Source organism: Streptomyces sp. NPDC002851, assembly GCF_053591935.1.
Genome location: NZ_JBSFUT010000017.1, coordinates 168,936 through 184,991, shown reverse-complemented (window position 1 = coordinate 184,991; position 16,056 = coordinate 168,936). Strand labels below are relative to the sequence as shown.

Below are 16,056 nucleotides of genomic sequence, written 5' to 3'. Positions count from 1 at the left end.
GATGTGTGGAAGCCGAGTTGACGGCCCTGGCGGCATCGGCGGCAACCGCTCTGGTCGGGCTCATGGTGACCGAAGGGTGGGGCGTATCCGGGCAGCCGCCCCTCCTGAGCGTGTGCAGCCTCAGACGTTGAACCCCAACGCCCGCAGCTGCTCCCGCCCATCATCCGTGATCTTGTCCGGACCCCACGGCGGCATCCAGACCCAGTTGATCCGGAGCTCGTTGACGAGGCCCTCGGTCGCGGACTTGGCCTGGTCCTCGATGACGTCCGTCAGCGGACAGGCCGCGGACGTCAGCGTCATGTCGATGGTCGCGATGTTCGACTCGTCGACGTGGATGCCGTAGATGAGGCCCAGGTTGACGACGTCGATGCCCAGTTCGGGGTCGACGACGTCCATCAGCGCCTCGCGGACCTCCTCCTCGGAGGCCGGCTTCAGGGTTGCGGTCTCGTCGGTCATGCCGTCTTCCTCTCGGGCGCGGCTTCGGCCTCGCCGAACGCCTGGGCCGTCGCGTCCTTCCACGCCATCCAGCTCAGCAGAGCACATTTGACGCGTGCCGGGTACTTGGAGACCCCGGCGAACGCGACCGCGTCCTCCAGGATCTCCTCCATCTCGTCGTCCGGCTCGATCTTGCCCTTGGACTGCATCAGTTCCAGGAACACGTCCTGGATCTTCCGCGCCTCGGCCAGCTCCTTGCCGACGAGCAGTTCGTTCAGAACGGATGCGCTCGCCTGGCTGATCGAGCAGCCCTGGCCCTCGTACGACACATCGGCGATGCGCTCGCCGTCGTACTTCACCCGGAGCGTGATCTCGTCGCCGCACGTCGGATTGACGTGGTGCACCTCCGCGTCGCCGTCCCGCAGACCGCGCCCGTGGGGGTGCTTGTAGTGGTCCAGGATCACGTCCTGGTACATGGAGTCCAGCTTCACCAGTAAGCCCTGTCCTCTGCCTGTCCTCAGCCGAAGAAGTTCCGTACGTGCTCCAGGCCGTCGACCAAGGCGTCCACCTCGGCCGGCGTGGAGTACAGATAGAACGACGCTCGCGTGGTCGCAGGAATTCCGTACCGCAGGCAGACCGGCCGCGCGCAGTGGTGGCCGACCCGGACCGCGATGCCCAGCTCGTCGAGGACCTGACCCACGTCGTGCGGGTGGATGTCGCCGAGCGTGAAGGAGATCGCGGCGCCGCGGTCCTCGGCGGTCACGGGCCCGATGATCTTCAGGTCCGGGACCTCGACGAGGCGCCTCACGGCGTACTCGGTGATCGCGTGCTCATGGCGCGCGATCTTGTCCATGCCGATCGACGAGAGGTAGTCCACGGCCGCGCCGAGGCCCACGGCCTGCGCGATCGGGGGCGTGCCCGCCTCGAACTTGTGCGGCGCGGGGGCGTACGTCGAGGAGTGCATGGACACCGTCTCGATCATCTCGCCGCCGCCGAGGAACGGAGGCAGGTCCTCCAGGAGCTCCTGCCGTCCCCACAGCACGCCGATGCCGGTCGGGCCGCACATCTTGTGGCCGGTGAAGGCCACGAAGTCGGCCTGGAGCGCCTGCACGTCCATCGGCATGTGCGGGGCGGCCTGCGAGGCGTCGATGCAGACCAGGGCACCGACCTCCTGGGCGCGCCGGACGATCGCCTCGACCGGGTTGAGCGTGCCCAGGATGTTGGAGACCAGGACGAAGGAGACGATCTTCGTCTTCTCGGTGATGACCTCGTTGATGTTCGAGAGGTCCAGGCGGCCGTCGTCCGTCAGGCCGAACCACTTCAGCTTCGCTCCCGTGCGCTGCGCGAGCAGCTGCCACGGAACGATGTTGGAGTGGTGCTCCATCTCCGTGATGACGATCTCGGTGTCGCTGTCCACGCGGTACGGCTCATCGGCCCAACCCAGCATGTTGGCAACGAGGTTGAGCGACTCCGAGGCGTTCTTGGTGAAGATCACCTCGTCCCGGCTCGGGGCGTTGATGAACTCCGCGACCTTGTCCCGCGCGCCTTCGTACAGCGCCGTGGCCTCCTCGGCGAGGACGTGCACGCCGCGGTGGACATTGGCGTTGTGCAGCTCGTAGTACTCGGTGAGTACGTCGAGCACCTGGCGCGGCGTCTGCGAGGTCGCCGCGTTGTCCAGGTACACGAGCTTCTTGCCGTCGTGGATCGTGCGATCCAGGATCGGGAAGTCCTTGCGGATCGCCTCGGTGTCGAGGAGGCCGGTGAGCCCCTGATGGGCCTCTGTCACGCGGATACGCCACCCTTCGTGTATGCCTCGTAGCCCTCGGCCTCCAGCTTGTCCGCGAGCTCCGGGCCGCCGGACTCGGCGATCCGGCCGGCCGCGAACACGTGCACGTGGTCGGGCTTGATGTAGCGCAGGATGCGCGTGTAGTGGGTGATGAGCAGGGTGCCGACCTCGCCGGTCTCGCGGACGCGGTTGACGCCCTCGGAGACGGTGCGCAGGGCGTCGACGTCCAGGCCGGAGTCGGTCTCGTCGAGGACCGCGAACTTCGGCTTGAGCAGCTCGAGCTGGAGGATCTCGTGGCGCTTCTTCTCACCGCCGGAGAAGCCCTCGTTGACGTTCCGCTCGGCGAAGGACGGGTCCATGTTGAGGCGCTCCATGGCCTCCTTGACCTCCTTCACCCAGGTACGCAGCTTGGGCGCCTCGCCGCGCACGGCCGTGGCGGACGTACGCAGGAAGTTGGAGACGGACACACCGGGAACCTCGACCGGGTACTGCATGGCGAGGAACAGACCGGCGCGGGCGCGCTCGTCGACGGACATCTCCAGGACGTCCTCGCCGTCGAGCGTGACGGTGCCGGAGGTGATCGTGTACTTGGGGTGACCCGCGAGGGAGTAGGCGAGCGTCGACTTGCCGGAGCCGTTCGGGCCCATGATGGCGTGGGTCTCGCCCTGCTTCACGGTCAGGTCGACACCCTTGAGGATCTCCTTCGTGGCGTTGTCGGCCTCGACGGTGACGTGCAGGTCTCGGATTTCAAGCGTTGCCATGGGTGCCTCAGGACTCCTGGGTGAGGGAGACGAGCACGTCGTCCCCTTCGATCTTTACGGGGTATACGGGGACGGGGCGCGTCGCGGGCAGGCCGGACGGCTTACCGGTACGCAGGTCGAAGGACGAGCCGTGCAGCCAGCACTCGATCTGGCAGTCCTCGACCTCGCCCTCGGAAAGCGAGACGTTCGCATGCGAGCAGATGTCGTAGATGGCGAACACCTCGCCCTCCGTACGGACGACCGAGACCGGCGTGCCGTCGAGTTCCACCCGCTTCGGGGTGTCCTCTTCGAGCTCGCTGAGTCCACAGACGCGTACGAAGGTCATGCGACGGACGCCTCCAGCTCCTCTTCGATCTTGGCGATGAGCCGCTCCTCGATGTCGGGGACACCGATCTGCTGAACCAGCTCGGCGAAGAAGCCGCGGACCACCAGGCGGCGGGCCTCGTGCTCCGCGATGCCGCGGGCCATCAGGTAGAAGAGCTGCTCGTCGTCGAACCGGCCGGTGGCGCTGGCGTGGCCCGCGCCGACGATTTCGCCGGTCTCGATCTCCAGGTTCGGCACGGAGTCGACCCGGGCGCCGTCGGTCAGAACCAGGTTGCGGTTCATCTCGTACGTGTCCGTGCCCTCGGCGGCGGCCTCGATGAGGACGTCGCCGATCCACACGGCGTGCGCGTCGTCGCCCTGCAGCGCGCCCTTGTAGGCGACGTTGGACTTGCAGTGCGGGACGTTGTGGTCGACCAGGAGGCGGTGCTCCTGGTGCTGGCCGGCGTCGGTGAAGTAGAGGCCGTACAGCTCGGCCTCGCCGCCAGGACCGGCGTACCGCACGCGCGGGTGCAGCCGCACCAGGTCGCCGCCGAAGGTCACGACGACCGACTTGAACGAGGCGTCCCGGCCGACGAGAGCGTTGTGCTGCGAGACGTGCACCGCGGTGTCGTCCCAGTCCTGCACCGAGACGACCGTGACCTTGGCGCCGTCGCCGAGCAGGAAGTCGACGTTGGCGGCCCGGACGGCGTCACCGGTGTGGTCGATGATGATGACAACCTCGGCGAAGGCGCCGATGTCGAAGACGGTGTGCCCGAAGGTGGTGCCGCCCTGGCCGTGCAGGGTGACCCGCACGGGCTCGGTGAGCACCTGCTCCTTGGGGACCGAGACGACGGTGGCCTTCTCGAAGGACGAGAACGCCTGGGCGGCGATCCGGTCGACGGGCGTGCCCGCCTTGCCGATGCGCGCGTCCTCCCGGCCGACGGACTCGACGGTGACGCCGTCGGGCGCGTCGATCTCGGCCTTGATCGCGCCGTCGGCCTTCGCGGTGCCGTCGTGCAGGCCCTTGAGGCGGTCGAGCGGGGTGAACCGCCACTCCTCCTCGCGGCCGTGCGGCACGGGGAAGTCGGCCACGTCGAACGACGGGGGCGCGCTCATGCGCGTGGCGACGGTCGACTCGGCGGCAACCGCGATCGAGCCGGCGGTGGTGGAGCCCACCGGGATGTTCTGAGCCTCAGCCATGGCTGTCGTAGTGCTCGCTTTCTTACGTCAAGTCAGATGCTGGCGAACGGAGTGGGCGGTCAGCCGACCGCGCCCTCCATCTGCAGCTCGATCAGCCGGTTGAGCTCAAGGGCGTACTCCATGGGCAGCTCCTTGGCGATCGGCTCGACGAAGCCGCGCACGATCATCGCCATCGCCTCGAACTCGGTCAGACCGCGGCTCATCAGGTAGAAGAGCTGGTCCTCGGAGACCTTGGAGACGGTGGCCTCGTGGCCCATGGACACGTCGTCCTCGCGCACGTCCACGTACGGGTACGTGTCCGAGCGGGAGATGGTGTCGACGAGCAGGGCGTCACACAGGACGTTCGACTTGGCACCCGGGGCGCCCTCGCCGATCTCGATCAGACCGCGGTACGAGGTGCGGCCGCCGCCTCGCGCCACCGACTTGGAGACGATGTTGGACGAGGTGTTCGGCGCCATGTGCACCATCTTCGCGCCGGCGTCCTGGTGCTGGCCCTCGCCCGCGAAGGCGATGGACAGGGTCTCGCCCTTGGCGTGCTCGCCCATCAGGTAGACGGCCGGGTACTTCATCGTCACCTTGGAGCCGATGTTGCCGTCGACCCACTCCATGGTCGCGCCCTCGTAGGCGACGGCGCGCTTGGTGACCAGGTTGTAGACGTTGTTCGACCAGTTCTGGATGGTCGTGTACCGGCAGCGGGCGTTCTTCTTGACGATGATCTCGACGACCGCGGAGTGCAGCGAGTCCGACTTGTAGATCGGCGCGGTGCAGCCCTCGACGTAGTGCACGTACGCGCCCTCGTCGACGATGATCAGGGTCCGCTCGAACTGGCCCATGTTCTCGGTGTTGATCCGGAAGTAGGCCTGGAGCGGGATCTCGACGTGCACGCCCTTCGGCACGTAGATGAACGAGCCACCGGACCACACGGCGGAGTTCAGCGAGGCGAACTTGTTGTCGCCGACCGGGATGACGGTCCCGAAGTACTCCTTGAAGAGCTCCGGGTGCTCCTTCAGCGCGGTGTCGGTGTCCAGGAAGATGACGCCCTGCTCCTCCAGGTCCTCGCGGATCTGGTGGTAGACGACCTCCGACTCGTACTGCGCCGCGACACCCGCGACGAGGCGCTGCTTCTCCGCCTCCGGGATGCCGAGCTTGTCGTACGTGTTCTTGATGTCCTCGGGCAGGTCCTCCCAGGACTCCGCCTGCTTCTCCGTGGAGCGCACGAAGTACTTGATGTTGTCGAAGTCGATGCCCGACAGGTCCGAACCCCAGGTCGGCATGGGCTTCTTCTCGAAGAGCCGCAGGCCCTTGAGGCGGAGCTTGGTCATCCACTCCGGCTCGGACTTCTTGTCGGAGATGTCGCGGACGACGTCCTCGTTCAGACCGCGCTTCGCTGCGGCACCGGCCTCGTCGGAGTCGGCCCAGCCAAATTCGTACTTGCCCAGACCCTCGAGCTCAGGGTGGGCAGTCTCCTCGATGGGGAGAGTCATGCGGGGTTCCTCCCGGCCGTGCTTGCAGATGCTGTGGTGGTCTTCGGTTGGTGCCGCCGTGGCCGGACGGCCTCTGGGGGCTCTTTACGGGGAATGAAGGTGGTGCACACCCCGTCCCCGTGGGCGATGGTGGCTAGTCGTTGCACATGCGTACCGAGCAGACGGCTGAAAAATTCCGTCTCCGCCTCACAGAGCTGGGGGAACTGCTCGGCGACATGAGCGACCGGGCAGTGGTGCTGACACAGCTGCTCACCCATGTGCGGGAGGGGCGCGCTACGCGCCGTAGCAGCGTACCCGTCGGCCGTCAGCGCCTTGGCCAGGGCCTCCGTGCGCCGCCCGGGCTCGGCGGCCTCGAGCTGCTCGCGGTACTTCTGCGCGGAGGCGGCGAGGCGGGCCCGGGCGAAGGCCGCGACCGCCGCGTCCCCGAGCTCTCCGCCGCCCGCCGACTGGGAGATCCAGCGCAGCGCGTCGGCGGCGAGCTTGTCGTATGACTGGTCGAAGGCGTCCCGGCCGCCGTCGGTCAGGGCGAACACCTTGGCGGGCCGCCCACGCGAGCGCGCACCGTACACCCGCTGCTCACGCGGGGTTACGACATCGTCGGCGACCAGTGCGTCAAGGTGCCGCCGAACGGCCGCCTGGGTGAGTCCGAGGCGGCCGGCGAGCTCGGCCACGGTGGACGGGCCGTGGTCCAGGATGGATCGCGCGACCCGGTTGCGCGTACTGCGCTCCCCGGTCGCGAGTTCCTCCTGCGGGGCCTCGCCAACGTTTTTCACAACGCCATTGTTGCGTAATTCCTCGGCGGCCGACAAGCGGCGTCCAACCACCGGTCCGGTGGCCTCAATCACTAAGGTTTACCTAATTTGCGTACGTTCCTACGGCGTTCCCGGCCCGCCGTCAGGAGCTCCGTACGACCTCCTAGACTTCCCGGCATGCATGAAGAGCCCGTCGATGGCGGCGTCCTCCAGGTACGCGGCCTGGTCAAGCGGTACGGATCGAAAACCGCGGTCGACGGCCTCGACCTCACGGCATCCGCGGGGATCACCGCCGTACTCGGACCCAACGGCGCCGGTAAGACCACGACCGTCGAGACCTGTGAGGGCTACCGGCGCCCCGACGCCGGCGAGGTCCGCGTCCTCGGCCTCGACCCGGTCGCCCAGGCCGCCGAGCTGCGGCCCCGGATCGGCGTGATGCTGCAGTCCGGCGGCGTCTATTCGGGTGCCCGCGCCGACGAGATGCTGCGCCATATGGCGAAGCTGCACGCCCACCCGCTGAACGTGGACGCCCTCATCGAGCGCCTGGGTCTGGGCAGCTGCGGTCGTACGACCTACCGGCGCCTGTCCGGCGGACAGCAGCAGCGGCTCGCCCTGGCCATGGCGGTGGTCGGCCGCCCCGAGCTGGTCTTCCTGGACGAGCCGACCGCGGGCCTCGACCCGCAGGCCCGCCGCACCACCTGGGACCTGGTGCGCGAGCTGCGTACCGACGGCGTCTCGGTGATCCTCACCACGCACTTCATGGACGAGGCCGAGCAGCTCGCCGACGACGTGGCGATCATCGACGCGGGCCGGGTCGTCGCCCAGGGCAGCCCCGAGCAGCTCTGCAAGGGCGGCGCCGAGAACACCCTGCGCTTCAGCGGCCGCCCGGGCCTGGACATAGCCGCGCTGCTCAAGGCCCTGCCGAAGGACACCGCCGCGGCCGAGCTCACCCCGGGCTCGTACCGCGTCACCGGCACCGTCGACCCCCAGCTGCTCGCCACCGTCACGTCCTGGTGCGCCCAGCACGGCGTACTCCCGGACAGGATCTCGGTGGAGCGGCACACCCTGGAGGACGTGTTCTTGGAGCTCACCGGCAAGGAGCTGCGATCGTGATGCGGGATGGCGTGGAGCTCGGCCGGGGGTCCGGCCCGCGGCGGAGTCGCTGTCGGATGCAGCGTCCCCCGGGAAGACACAGCTTGGAGCTGACCGGTAAGGAGCTGCGCGGATGACCGCGGATACGCATACGGACGCGCGCACCGGGACGTACGCGCCGAAGCCGGGGGCCGCCCCCGTCGGGCGGATGATCGCGGCGCAAGCGGCCCTCGAGACGAAGATGCTGCTGCGCAACGGCGAGCAGTTGCTCCTGACCGTGATCATCCCGTCCCTGCTGCTCGTGCTGTTCTCGACGGTGGACATCGTCGACACGGGTAGCGGGAAGGCGGTGGACTTCCTGGCTCCGGGCGTGCTCGCGCTCGCCGTGATGTCCACGGCCTTCACCGGGCAGGCCATCGCGACCGGCTTCGAGCGGCGGTACGGCGTGCTCAAGCGGCTCGGCGCCTCGCCGCTGCCGCGCTGGGCGCTGATGACCGCGAAGACCCTGTCGGTCCTGGTCACCGAGGTACTCCAGGTCGCGCTGCTCACGGCGATCGCACTGGCTCTCGGCTGGTCGCCGCAGGGCAACCCGGTGGCCGTACTCCTGTTGCTCGTCCTGGGCACGGCGGCCTTCTCCGGGCTCGGCCTGCTGATGGCCGGGACCCTCAAGGCCGAGGCCACGCTCGCCGCGGCGAACCTGGTCTTCCTGCTGCTCCTCGTCGGCGGCGGCGTGATCGTGCCGCTCGACAAGTTCCCGGACGCCGCACAGGCGGTCCTCGGCCTGCTTCCGATCTCGGCACTCTCGGACGGGCTGCGCGATGTGCTCAGGGACGGGGCGGGGCTGCCGTGGGGCGCGGTCGGGATCCTCGGGGTGTGGGCGGTGCTCGGGCTCGGCGCGGCCGCCCGGTTCTTCCGCTGGGAGTAACCCCCGGCCGGTCCGGCCCGGTTCGGCCCGGTTCGGCTCCCCCGGCCCCTTGGCTCCCCCTCGTGAATGCATGCACAAGGCCCCCTCTACGATGGTGCGCGTGCCGAAGTTGACCGGAGCCGAACTGGCTCGAGCCGCGCGCAATCCGCTGGCCTTCATCGCCGAGCGCTGGACCCCCGAACCCCGGACCGTCCGGCTCGCGGCCCTCTCCGCCCTCATCATGAGCACCGTCATCGTGGTGACCGGCGGCGCCGTACGCCTGACCGGATCCGGCCTCGGCTGCCCGACCTGGCCGAAGTGCACCGCCGACTCCCTCACCGCGACCAGCGAGATGGGGCTGCACGGCGCCATCGAGTTCGGCAACCGCATGCTGACGTACGTGCTGTGCGCGGCGGTCGGCTGGGCGATCATCGCGGCCCGCGCGCAGAAGCCGATGCGCCGCGGCCTGACCCGGCTCGGCTGGACCCAGTTCTGGGTCGTGATGGGCAATGCGATCCTCGGCGGCATCGTCGTCCTCGTCGGCCTCAACCCGTACACGGTGGCGGCGCACTTCCTGCTCTCCACCTCGCTGATCACCGTGGCGACCGTGATGTGGATCCGCACCCGCGAGGGCGACGCCGCGCCCCGGCCCCTGGTCGGCAAGGCGGTGAGCCAGCTGGTCCGGATCCTGATCGTCACCGCGGGGCTGCTCGTCGCCGTCGGCACGGTCGTGACCGGCGCGGGCCCGCACGCCGGTGACTCCAGCGACGTACCGCGGATGCCGGTGGACTGGGAGTCCGTCACCAAGCTGCACGCGGTCCTGGCCTGGGTCGTGGTGACCCTGACCGTGGCGCTGTGGTTCGTCCTCAAGGCCGTCGACGCCCCCAAGGGCCCGCGCGACCGCACCCGCGACCTCTTCCTGATCCTGCTCGCGCAGGGCGTGATCGGGTACGTGCAGTACTTCACGGACCTGCCCGAAGTCCTGGTCGGCGCGCACATGCTGGGCTCGTGCCTGGTGTGGATCGCGGCGATCCGGGTGCTGCTCGCGCTGCGCGAACGCCCGCTCGCGGAGCGGGATATCCCGGCCCAGGCGGAGCCGGTAGCGGCGTCGGCCTGAGGGCGGATTCCCGGGAGCCGGGCTCAGGCCTCCGTCAGCCCGTACACCCGCCGCGCGTTCCCCGCCCCGATCAGCCCCGCGACCCGGTCCGCGTCCCCGCGCGACCAGGCGCCCTCGGCCACCCACCCGCCGAGCACCCGCCGCAGCGCCTCACGGAACAACTCGGCGCCGACCACATGCAGCTCCGGCAGCCCCTGAGCGCCGCTGGAGAAGAGCAGCTTCCCGAACGGCGCCAGCTCGAGGACCTCCGCGAGGAGCGTCGCCGCCCGCGCCCCGGTCCGCACCAGGGCAGGTCCCAGGTCGGCGTACACATGTGGGAAGGCCCCGGCCAGCTGCGCGGCCTGCCGGTGGTACGGGTACCCGTGCAGCAGCACCACATCGGTGCCGAGCCCGGCCGTGGCGCGGGCGAACGTGTCGACGTACCGCTGCGGGTCGCCGGAGCCGAGGTGCAGCTGAAGCGGCCGCCCGGACGCGACCGCGATCCACAGCAGATGCCGAAGCAGTACGGGGTCGTCGAGCTGCCCGCCGACCCTCCGACCGGCCAGCCAGCGGGCTGCGGCCCCGCGCACCTCCCCCGCCCCGGGCGGCTCGGGCGCGAGCGAGAGCCCGTGCCGGACCCCCGCGACGGAGGCGAACGCGACGGCGCCGGACGCCGCGCCGTGCACGGACTCGGCGAGGTTGGCGAGGAAGGACTCGACGGTGCCGGAGGTGTCGGCGACCTGCTCGGCGAGGAGTTCCAGGCGGACGATTTCGTGGGCCTCGGCCGCGCCCGCGGCGGCCAGTTCGGGCGGACCCATGAGGTCGCCGGGCAGCCCCGTGTCGACCAGATAGGTGCTGATACCGGTGGCCCGCAGGAGCCGCCGCCCCGCCTCGACGACGCCCAGTTCGCGGCGCCGGGCCAGATAGCGGGCCGGTGGGCAGTGCGGCTCGAGGCCGAGCAGCGGGGGACACCAGCGGCGTACCGCGAACCCGGTCTGGGTGTCGAAGAAGGTGGTGCCTGGGGCGGGCGGGCCCTCGCCCCGGCCGAGGTGCGCCTCGAAGGTGCCGAGGCCCAGCTCGGTGCGGAGCACGCCGTGGCAGTACTGGTCCACGAGGGGCGGCGCTTCGATCATCCGGACTCCCTGTGGTGGACCGGTCTCCTACGGTCCTAACGGGTGAACCCCGCCTCAGGTGTTGCTCGGGCCTCCGAGCTGGATGCCTGCCATCCGCGTCCATTCGTACGGGCCGGTCGTGACCTTGGCCGCGAACTCGCCGTCGAAGTCCTCGTGCACGGTGACACCGGCCTTCTCGACCGCCTTTTCCGCGACCGCGTACGAGGTGGCGAAGAGATCACCCCAGCCGCCGTCCTCGCCCACGAGCACGATCCGCGCGCCGCGCTGCCCGACATACGCGACCTGTGCCTCGGCGCCGCCGTGCTCCTTGGCGAAGGCGCCGATCTCCTTGGCGAGCTTGCCCGCCTGACGCTCCGCGCGGGCGTCCGCGCCGCCCGTCTCTTCGACCTTGGTGTCTGCCATACGCCGATGCTACTCGCCGGTAATCAGATGCGGCAATGGCCTTCCGGAGCAGGAAGGGATCGGCTCAGCGCAGGAACGGATCCACGGCCACCGCCACAAACAGCAGCGACACGTACGTGATCGACCAGTGGAAGAGCCGCATCTCCTTGAGCTTCGCCCCGGTCACCCCGGCCTTCGCGCGCGCCTGAAGCGCGTGCGCCTCCCAGAGCCAGAAGCCACCGGTGAGCACCGCCACCGCGGTGTAGAACCAGCCGGTGTAGCCGAGCGGGGTGAGCAGCAGCGAGACCGCGACCATCACCCAGCTGTAGAGGACGATCTGGCGGGCGACGACCTTGTTGGTGGCGAGCACCGGGAGCATCGGGACGCCCACGCGCGCGTAGTCGTCCTTGACCTTCATCGACAGCGGCCAATAGTGCGGCGGCGTCCAGAAGAAGATGACCAGGAAGAGGATGGCGGCGGCCCACGACAGGGAGTTCGTCACCGAGGACCAGCCGATCAGCACGGGCATGCAGCCCGCGATGCCGCCCCACACGATGTTCTGCGAGGTCCGCCGCTTCAGGATCATCGTGTAGACGATGACGTAGAAGAGCAGCGCGCCCAACGCGAGCCCGGCGGAGAGCCAGTTGACGAGGAAGCCGAACCAGAGCGTCGAGACCACGGCGAGCGCGATGCCGAAGACGAGGCCCTCGCGCGGGCTGACCAGACCGGTGACGAGCGGACGCTGCGAGGTGCGGTCCATCAGCGCGTCGATGTCCCGGTCGATGTACATGTTCAGCGCGTTCGCGCCGCCCGCGGACAGGTAGCCGCCGAAGCAGGTGGCGAGCACCAGCCACAGGTTGGGCACGCCCTGCTGTGCGAGGAACATGACCGGCACGGTCGTGATGAGCAGCAGTTCGATGATGCGTGGCTTGGTCAGCGCCACGAACCCCATGACACGGGCCCCGAACGGCCGATGACTTGGAACCGCCCCGAGCTCCCCCACTGCCTTATGGGCGTGGGTGGTACCCCCTCCCGCTGGACGGGATTCAACGGCCGTCACGCACACCCCTGAAAGAGACTCCCAGCGAGCCACAGATGTCCCCCGGGATGTGAACACCCGGTAAAGGCTCGCGCGTACCACGCCACTCTAGACGTTGCCCTCATCCGGCCCTTCGCGGGGGTCGGTCGTGTTGGTCGCGCTCTTGAGAGCCGTATTCGGCGTCGTATAACCGGCCCCGTCGCAGGCTGCAAAGGCGCCTCGCCTGCGGAAGCTCAAATGGACCAGGAGGCGCACGTCGGAGCGAGCTCAAACGGACAAGTAGGCGCACGTCAGAGCGCTGGGGAGGCGAACCTGCCAGAGCCCCGCCACTCTGGGATCTGGCGGCTATTTCCGCGTTCCAGCGGCGGTAGGCTCGACAGCGCCCGGCACCCTCCTGTCGCCGGGGTTCGACCTGTAGAGCATGTGGAGAGGAGCCCTGACCCAGGGTGAGCACCAAGCCGACCACCACAGACCTCGAGTGGACCGATCTGGACCAGCGGGCAGTCGACACCGTCCGCGTCCTGGCCGCCGATGCCGTACAGAAGGTCGGTAACGGCCATCCCGGTACGGCCATGAGCCTGGCCCCGGCCGCGTACACCCTCTTTCAGAAGGTGATGCGCCATGACCCGGCCGACGCCGACTGGGTGGGCCGCGACCGGTTCGTCCTCTCTGCCGGGCACTCGTCACTGACGCTGTACATCCAGCTGTACCTCGCCGGGTACGGCCTTGAGCTCGACGACCTCAAGGCGTTCCGCACCTGGGGCTCGAAGACCCCGGGGCACCCGGAGTACGGCCACACCACCGGTGTGGAGACCACCACGGGCCCGCTCGGCCAGGGCGTGGCCAACGCGGTGGGCATGGCGATGGCCGCCCGCTACGAGCGCGGCCTGTTCGACCCGGAGGCCGCCCCGGGCACCTCGCCGTTCGACCACACGATCTTCGTGCTCGCCGGTGACGGCTGCCTGCAGGAAGGTATTTCCGCGGAGGCGTCCTCGCTCGCCGGGCACCAGAAGCTCGGCAACCTCGTGATGCTGTGGGACGACAACCACATCTCCATCGAGGGCGACACGGAGACCGCGGTCTCCGAGGACGTCTGCAAGCGCTACGAGGCGTACGGCTGGCACGTCCAGCGTGTCGAGCAGCTGCCCAGCGGTGACCTCGACCCGGAGGGTCTGTTCAAGGCGCTGCAGGCGGCCAAGGCCGAGACCGAGCGTCCGTCGTTCATCGCCGCCCGCTCGATCATCGCCTGGCCGGCCCCGCACGCGCAGAACACCGAGGCGGCGCACGGCTCGGCGCTCGGCGACGACGAGGTCGCCGCCACCAAGCGCGTCCTGGGCTTCGACCCGGAGCAGTCCTTCGAGGTCGCCGACGAGGTCATCGCGCACACCCGCAAGGCCGTGGACCGCGCCCGCGAGGACCGGGCGGAGTGGGAGAAGTCGCTCCAGGAATGGCGCACCGCCAACCCGGAGCGCGCCGCCGACTTCGACCGGATCAACGCGGGCGAGCTGCCGACCGGCTGGGAGGAGAAGCTCCCCGAGTTCGAGACCGGCAAGGGCGTCGCCACGCGTGCCGCCTCCGGCAAGGTCCTGCAGGCGCTCGGCGCGGTGGTCCCGGAGCTGTGGGGCGGCTCGGCCGACCTGGCCGGTTCCAACAACACCACGATCGACAAGACCAGTTCGTTCCTGCCCAAGGGCAACCCGCTGCCGGAGGCCGACCCGTACGGCCGCACGATCCACTTCGGCATCCGCGAGCACGCCATGGCCGCCGCCATGAACGGCATCGCGCTGCACGGTCACACCCGCATCTACGGCGGCACCTTCCTGGTGTTCTCCGACTACATGCGCAACGCCGTGCGCCTTTCGGCCCTGATGCACCTTCCGGTGACGTACGTCTGGACCCACGACTCGATCGGTCTGGGCGAGGACGGCCCGACCCACCAGCCCATCGAGCACCTGGCCTCGCTGCGCGCCATCCCGGGCCTCAATGTCGTACGCCCGGCGGACGCGAACGAGACGGCGATCGCCTGGCGCGAGATCCTGGGGCGCGGCAAGAAGGACTTCGGCAAGAGCGCCCCGCACGGGCTCGCGCTGACCCGCCAGGGCGTGCCGACGTACGAGCGCAACGAGCAGGCCGCCAAGGGTGGTTACGTGCTCTTCGAGGCCGACGGTGGCAAGCCGGAGGTCGTCCTGATCGGCACCGGCTCCGAGGTGCAGCTGGCGGTCGAGGCCCGCGAGCAGCTCCAGGCCGCCGGGATCCCCACGCGCGTGGTGTCGATGCCGTGCGTGGAGTGGTTCGAGGAGCAGGACCAGGAGTACCGGGAGAGCGTCCTTCCGGCCGCCGTGAAGGCGCGTGTGGCCGTGGAGGCCGGGGTCGGTCTGACCTGGCACCGGTATGTCGGGGACGCCGGGCGGATCGTCTCGCTCGAGCACTTCGGCGCCTCCGCCGACGGCAAGGTCCTGTTCAAGGAATTCGGCTTCACCGCCGACGCGGTGGCCGCCGCCGCCAGGGAATCCCTTGCGGCCGCACAGCGCTGACACCCGTACATTCAGAACAGTAGGAGATGCATTTCCCATGACGGACGCACTCAAGCGCCTCTCCGACGAAGGTGTCGCGATCTGGCTGGACGACCTGTCGCGCCAGCGCATCACGTCCGGCAATCTCGCCGAACTCATCGACAGGGACCACGTGGTGGGCGTCACCACGAATCCGTCGATCTTCCAGAAGGCGATCTCGACCGGCGAGGGGTACCAGCAGCAGCTGGCCGACCTCGCCGCCCGCAAGGTCACCGTCGAAGAAGCGATCCGGATGATCACGACGGCGGATGTCCGGGACGCGGCGGACATCCTGCGCCCCGTCTTCGACGCCACCGGTGGCAAGGACGGCCGGGTCTCCATCGAGGTCGACCCGCGCCTGGCGCACAACACGGCGGCCACGGTCGCCGAGGCCAAGCAGCTGGCCTGGCTGGTCGACCGGCCCAACACCCTCATCAAGATCCCGGCCACCAAGGCGGGCCTGCCGGCCATCACCGAGGTCATCGGCAAGGGCATCAGCGTCAACGTCACACTGATCTTCTCCCTTGAGCGCTACCGCGAGGTCATGGACGCGTACCTGGCCGGTCTGGAGAAGGCGAAGGCCCGGGGCCTCGACCTGTCGCAGATCCACTCGGTGGCGTCCTTCTTCGTCTCCCGCGTCGACACCGAGATCGACAAGCGCATCGACGCCCTCGGCACCAGCGAGGCCGTCGCACTGCGCGGCAAGGCCGCCCTGGCCAACGCCCGCCTCGCCTACCAGGCGTACGAGGAGGTCTTCGGCTCCGAGCGCTGGGAGGCCCTGGACAAGGCGGGCGCCAACAAGCAGCGCCCGCTGTGGGCCTCGACCGGCGTGAAGGACCCGAAGTACAAGGACACCCTCTACGTCGACGAGCTGGTCGCCCCGAACACGGTGAACACCATGCCGGAGGGCACCCTGCAGGCCGCCGCCCACCACGGCCAGGTCGACGGGAACACCATCGCCGGCACCTACGAGCAGGCCCGCGCCGAGCTCGACGCGCTGGCCGGGCTCGGCATCTCGTACGACGAGGTGGTGCAGCTCCTGGAGGACGAGGGCGTCGACAAGTTCGAGGCGTCCTGGAACGACCTGCTGAAGTCGACCGAGGTGGAGCTGAACGCTCTCGCCCCTTCGGAGGGCTAA

The 16,056-nt window shown here is 69.3% G+C and carries 16 protein-coding genes; 5 read left to right on the top strand and 11 right to left on the bottom strand.

What is annotated here, in order from left to right; all coding sequences use genetic code 11:
• Nucleotides 1–120: 120 nt before the first annotated feature.
• From ACWD10_RS19980 to ACWD10_RS19945, 8 genes are read right to left on the bottom strand one after another with little or no spacing between them, the layout of a single operon-like run.
• Nucleotides 121–456 (bottom strand): metal-sulfur cluster assembly factor, encoded by a 336-nt coding sequence (locus ACWD10_RS19980; protein ID WP_451092671.1) that lies wholly within the window; start codon nt 454–456, stop codon nt 121–123.
• The gene (gene sufU, locus ACWD10_RS19975; protein WP_451092669.1) at nt 453–926 is read right to left on the bottom strand and encodes a Fe-S cluster assembly sulfur transfer protein SufU; all 474 of its coding nucleotides are present in this window, start codon (nt 924–926) and stop codon (nt 453–455) included. Before sufU ends, ACWD10_RS19980 begins: the two co-directional genes overlap by 4 nt.
• Before the next feature lie 26 nt (nt 927–952).
• Complete coding sequence (locus ACWD10_RS19970) at nt 953–2,221, bottom strand: cysteine desulfurase (RefSeq protein WP_451092667.1); 1,269 nt, start codon at nt 2,219–2,221, stop codon at nt 953–955.
• Nucleotides 2,218–2,982, bottom strand: coding sequence for a Fe-S cluster assembly ATPase SufC (gene sufC, locus ACWD10_RS19965; protein WP_451092665.1), 765 nt, complete (start codon nt 2,980–2,982; stop codon nt 2,218–2,220). Before sufC ends, ACWD10_RS19970 begins: the two co-directional genes overlap by 4 nt.
• 7 nt (nt 2,983–2,989) lie before the next feature.
• Nucleotides 2,990–3,307 carry a non-heme iron oxygenase ferredoxin subunit gene (locus ACWD10_RS19960; protein WP_451092663.1) on the bottom strand — a complete coding sequence of 106 codons (318 nt, stop codon included), beginning with the start codon at nt 3,305–3,307 and terminating at the stop codon, nt 2,990–2,992.
• Nucleotides 3,304–4,485, bottom strand: coding sequence for a Fe-S cluster assembly protein SufD (gene sufD / locus ACWD10_RS19955; RefSeq protein WP_451092661.1), 1,182 nt, complete (start codon nt 4,483–4,485; stop codon nt 3,304–3,306). The genes ACWD10_RS19960 and sufD overlap by 4 nt, the downstream gene beginning before the upstream one ends.
• A gap of 59 nt (nt 4,486–4,544) precedes the next feature.
• Nucleotides 4,545–5,969, bottom strand: a complete 1,425-nt coding sequence (gene sufB, locus ACWD10_RS19950) for a Fe-S cluster assembly protein SufB (protein ID WP_451092659.1) — start codon at nt 5,967–5,969, stop codon at nt 4,545–4,547.
• Nucleotides 5,966–6,742, bottom strand: coding sequence for a helix-turn-helix transcriptional regulator (locus ACWD10_RS19945; protein ID WP_451092657.1), 777 nt, complete (start codon nt 6,740–6,742; stop codon nt 5,966–5,968). Before ACWD10_RS19945 ends, sufB begins: the two co-directional genes overlap by 4 nt.
• Before the next feature lie 156 nt (nt 6,743–6,898).
• Here ACWD10_RS19945 and ACWD10_RS19940 point away from each other — a divergent pair, with 156 nt between their 5' ends.
• The 3 genes from ACWD10_RS19940 to ACWD10_RS19930 all read left to right on the top strand — a co-directional run bounded on the left by ACWD10_RS19940 (nt 6,899) and on the right by ACWD10_RS19930 (nt 9,834).
• The gene (locus ACWD10_RS19940) at nt 6,899–7,834 is read left to right on the top strand and encodes an ABC transporter ATP-binding protein (RefSeq protein WP_451092655.1); all 936 of its coding nucleotides are present in this window, start codon (nt 6,899–6,901) and stop codon (nt 7,832–7,834) included.
• A 112-nt stretch (nt 7,835–7,946) separates the two neighbouring features.
• The gene (locus ACWD10_RS19935; RefSeq protein WP_451092653.1) at nt 7,947–8,738 is read left to right on the top strand and encodes an ABC transporter permease; all 792 of its coding nucleotides are present in this window, start codon (nt 7,947–7,949) and stop codon (nt 8,736–8,738) included.
• Nucleotides 8,739–8,829: 91 nt separating this feature from the next.
• The gene (locus ACWD10_RS19930; protein ID WP_451092712.1) at nt 8,830–9,834 is read left to right on the top strand and encodes a COX15/CtaA family protein; all 1,005 of its coding nucleotides are present in this window, start codon (nt 8,830–8,832) and stop codon (nt 9,832–9,834) included.
• 23 nt (nt 9,835–9,857) lie between these two features.
• Here the strand turns inward: ACWD10_RS19930 and ACWD10_RS19925 are convergent, their stop codons facing one another.
• The 3 genes from ACWD10_RS19925 to ACWD10_RS19915 all read right to left on the bottom strand — a co-directional run bounded on the left by ACWD10_RS19925 (nt 9,858) and on the right by ACWD10_RS19915 (nt 12,387).
• Nucleotides 9,858–10,946 (bottom strand): amidohydrolase family protein, encoded by a 1,089-nt coding sequence (locus tag ACWD10_RS19925; protein WP_451092652.1) that lies wholly within the window; start codon nt 10,944–10,946, stop codon nt 9,858–9,860.
• Nucleotides 10,947–11,000: 54 nt separating this feature from the next.
• A complete protein-coding gene (locus ACWD10_RS19920; protein ID WP_451092651.1) occupies nt 11,001–11,348 on the bottom strand; it encodes a hypothetical protein in 348 nt (115 codons plus the stop codon).
• Nucleotides 11,349–11,412: 64 nt separating this feature from the next.
• Entirely contained in the window at nt 11,413–12,387 is a 975-nt protein-coding gene (locus ACWD10_RS19915) for a heme o synthase (RefSeq protein ID WP_451092649.1), read from the bottom strand.
• A gap of 425 nt (nt 12,388–12,812) precedes the next feature.
• On the opposite strand from ACWD10_RS19915, the gene tkt reads away from it, so the two are divergent.
• Together tkt and tal are read left to right on the top strand one after the other, a co-directional pair.
• Nucleotides 12,813–14,900, top strand: a complete 2,088-nt coding sequence (gene tkt / locus ACWD10_RS19910) for a transketolase (protein ID WP_451092647.1) — start codon at nt 12,813–12,815, stop codon at nt 14,898–14,900.
• 37 nt (nt 14,901–14,937) lie between these two features.
• Nucleotides 14,938–16,056 carry a transaldolase gene (gene tal / locus ACWD10_RS19905; RefSeq protein WP_451092645.1) on the top strand — a complete coding sequence of 373 codons (1,119 nt, stop codon included), beginning with the start codon at nt 14,938–14,940 and terminating at the stop codon, nt 16,054–16,056.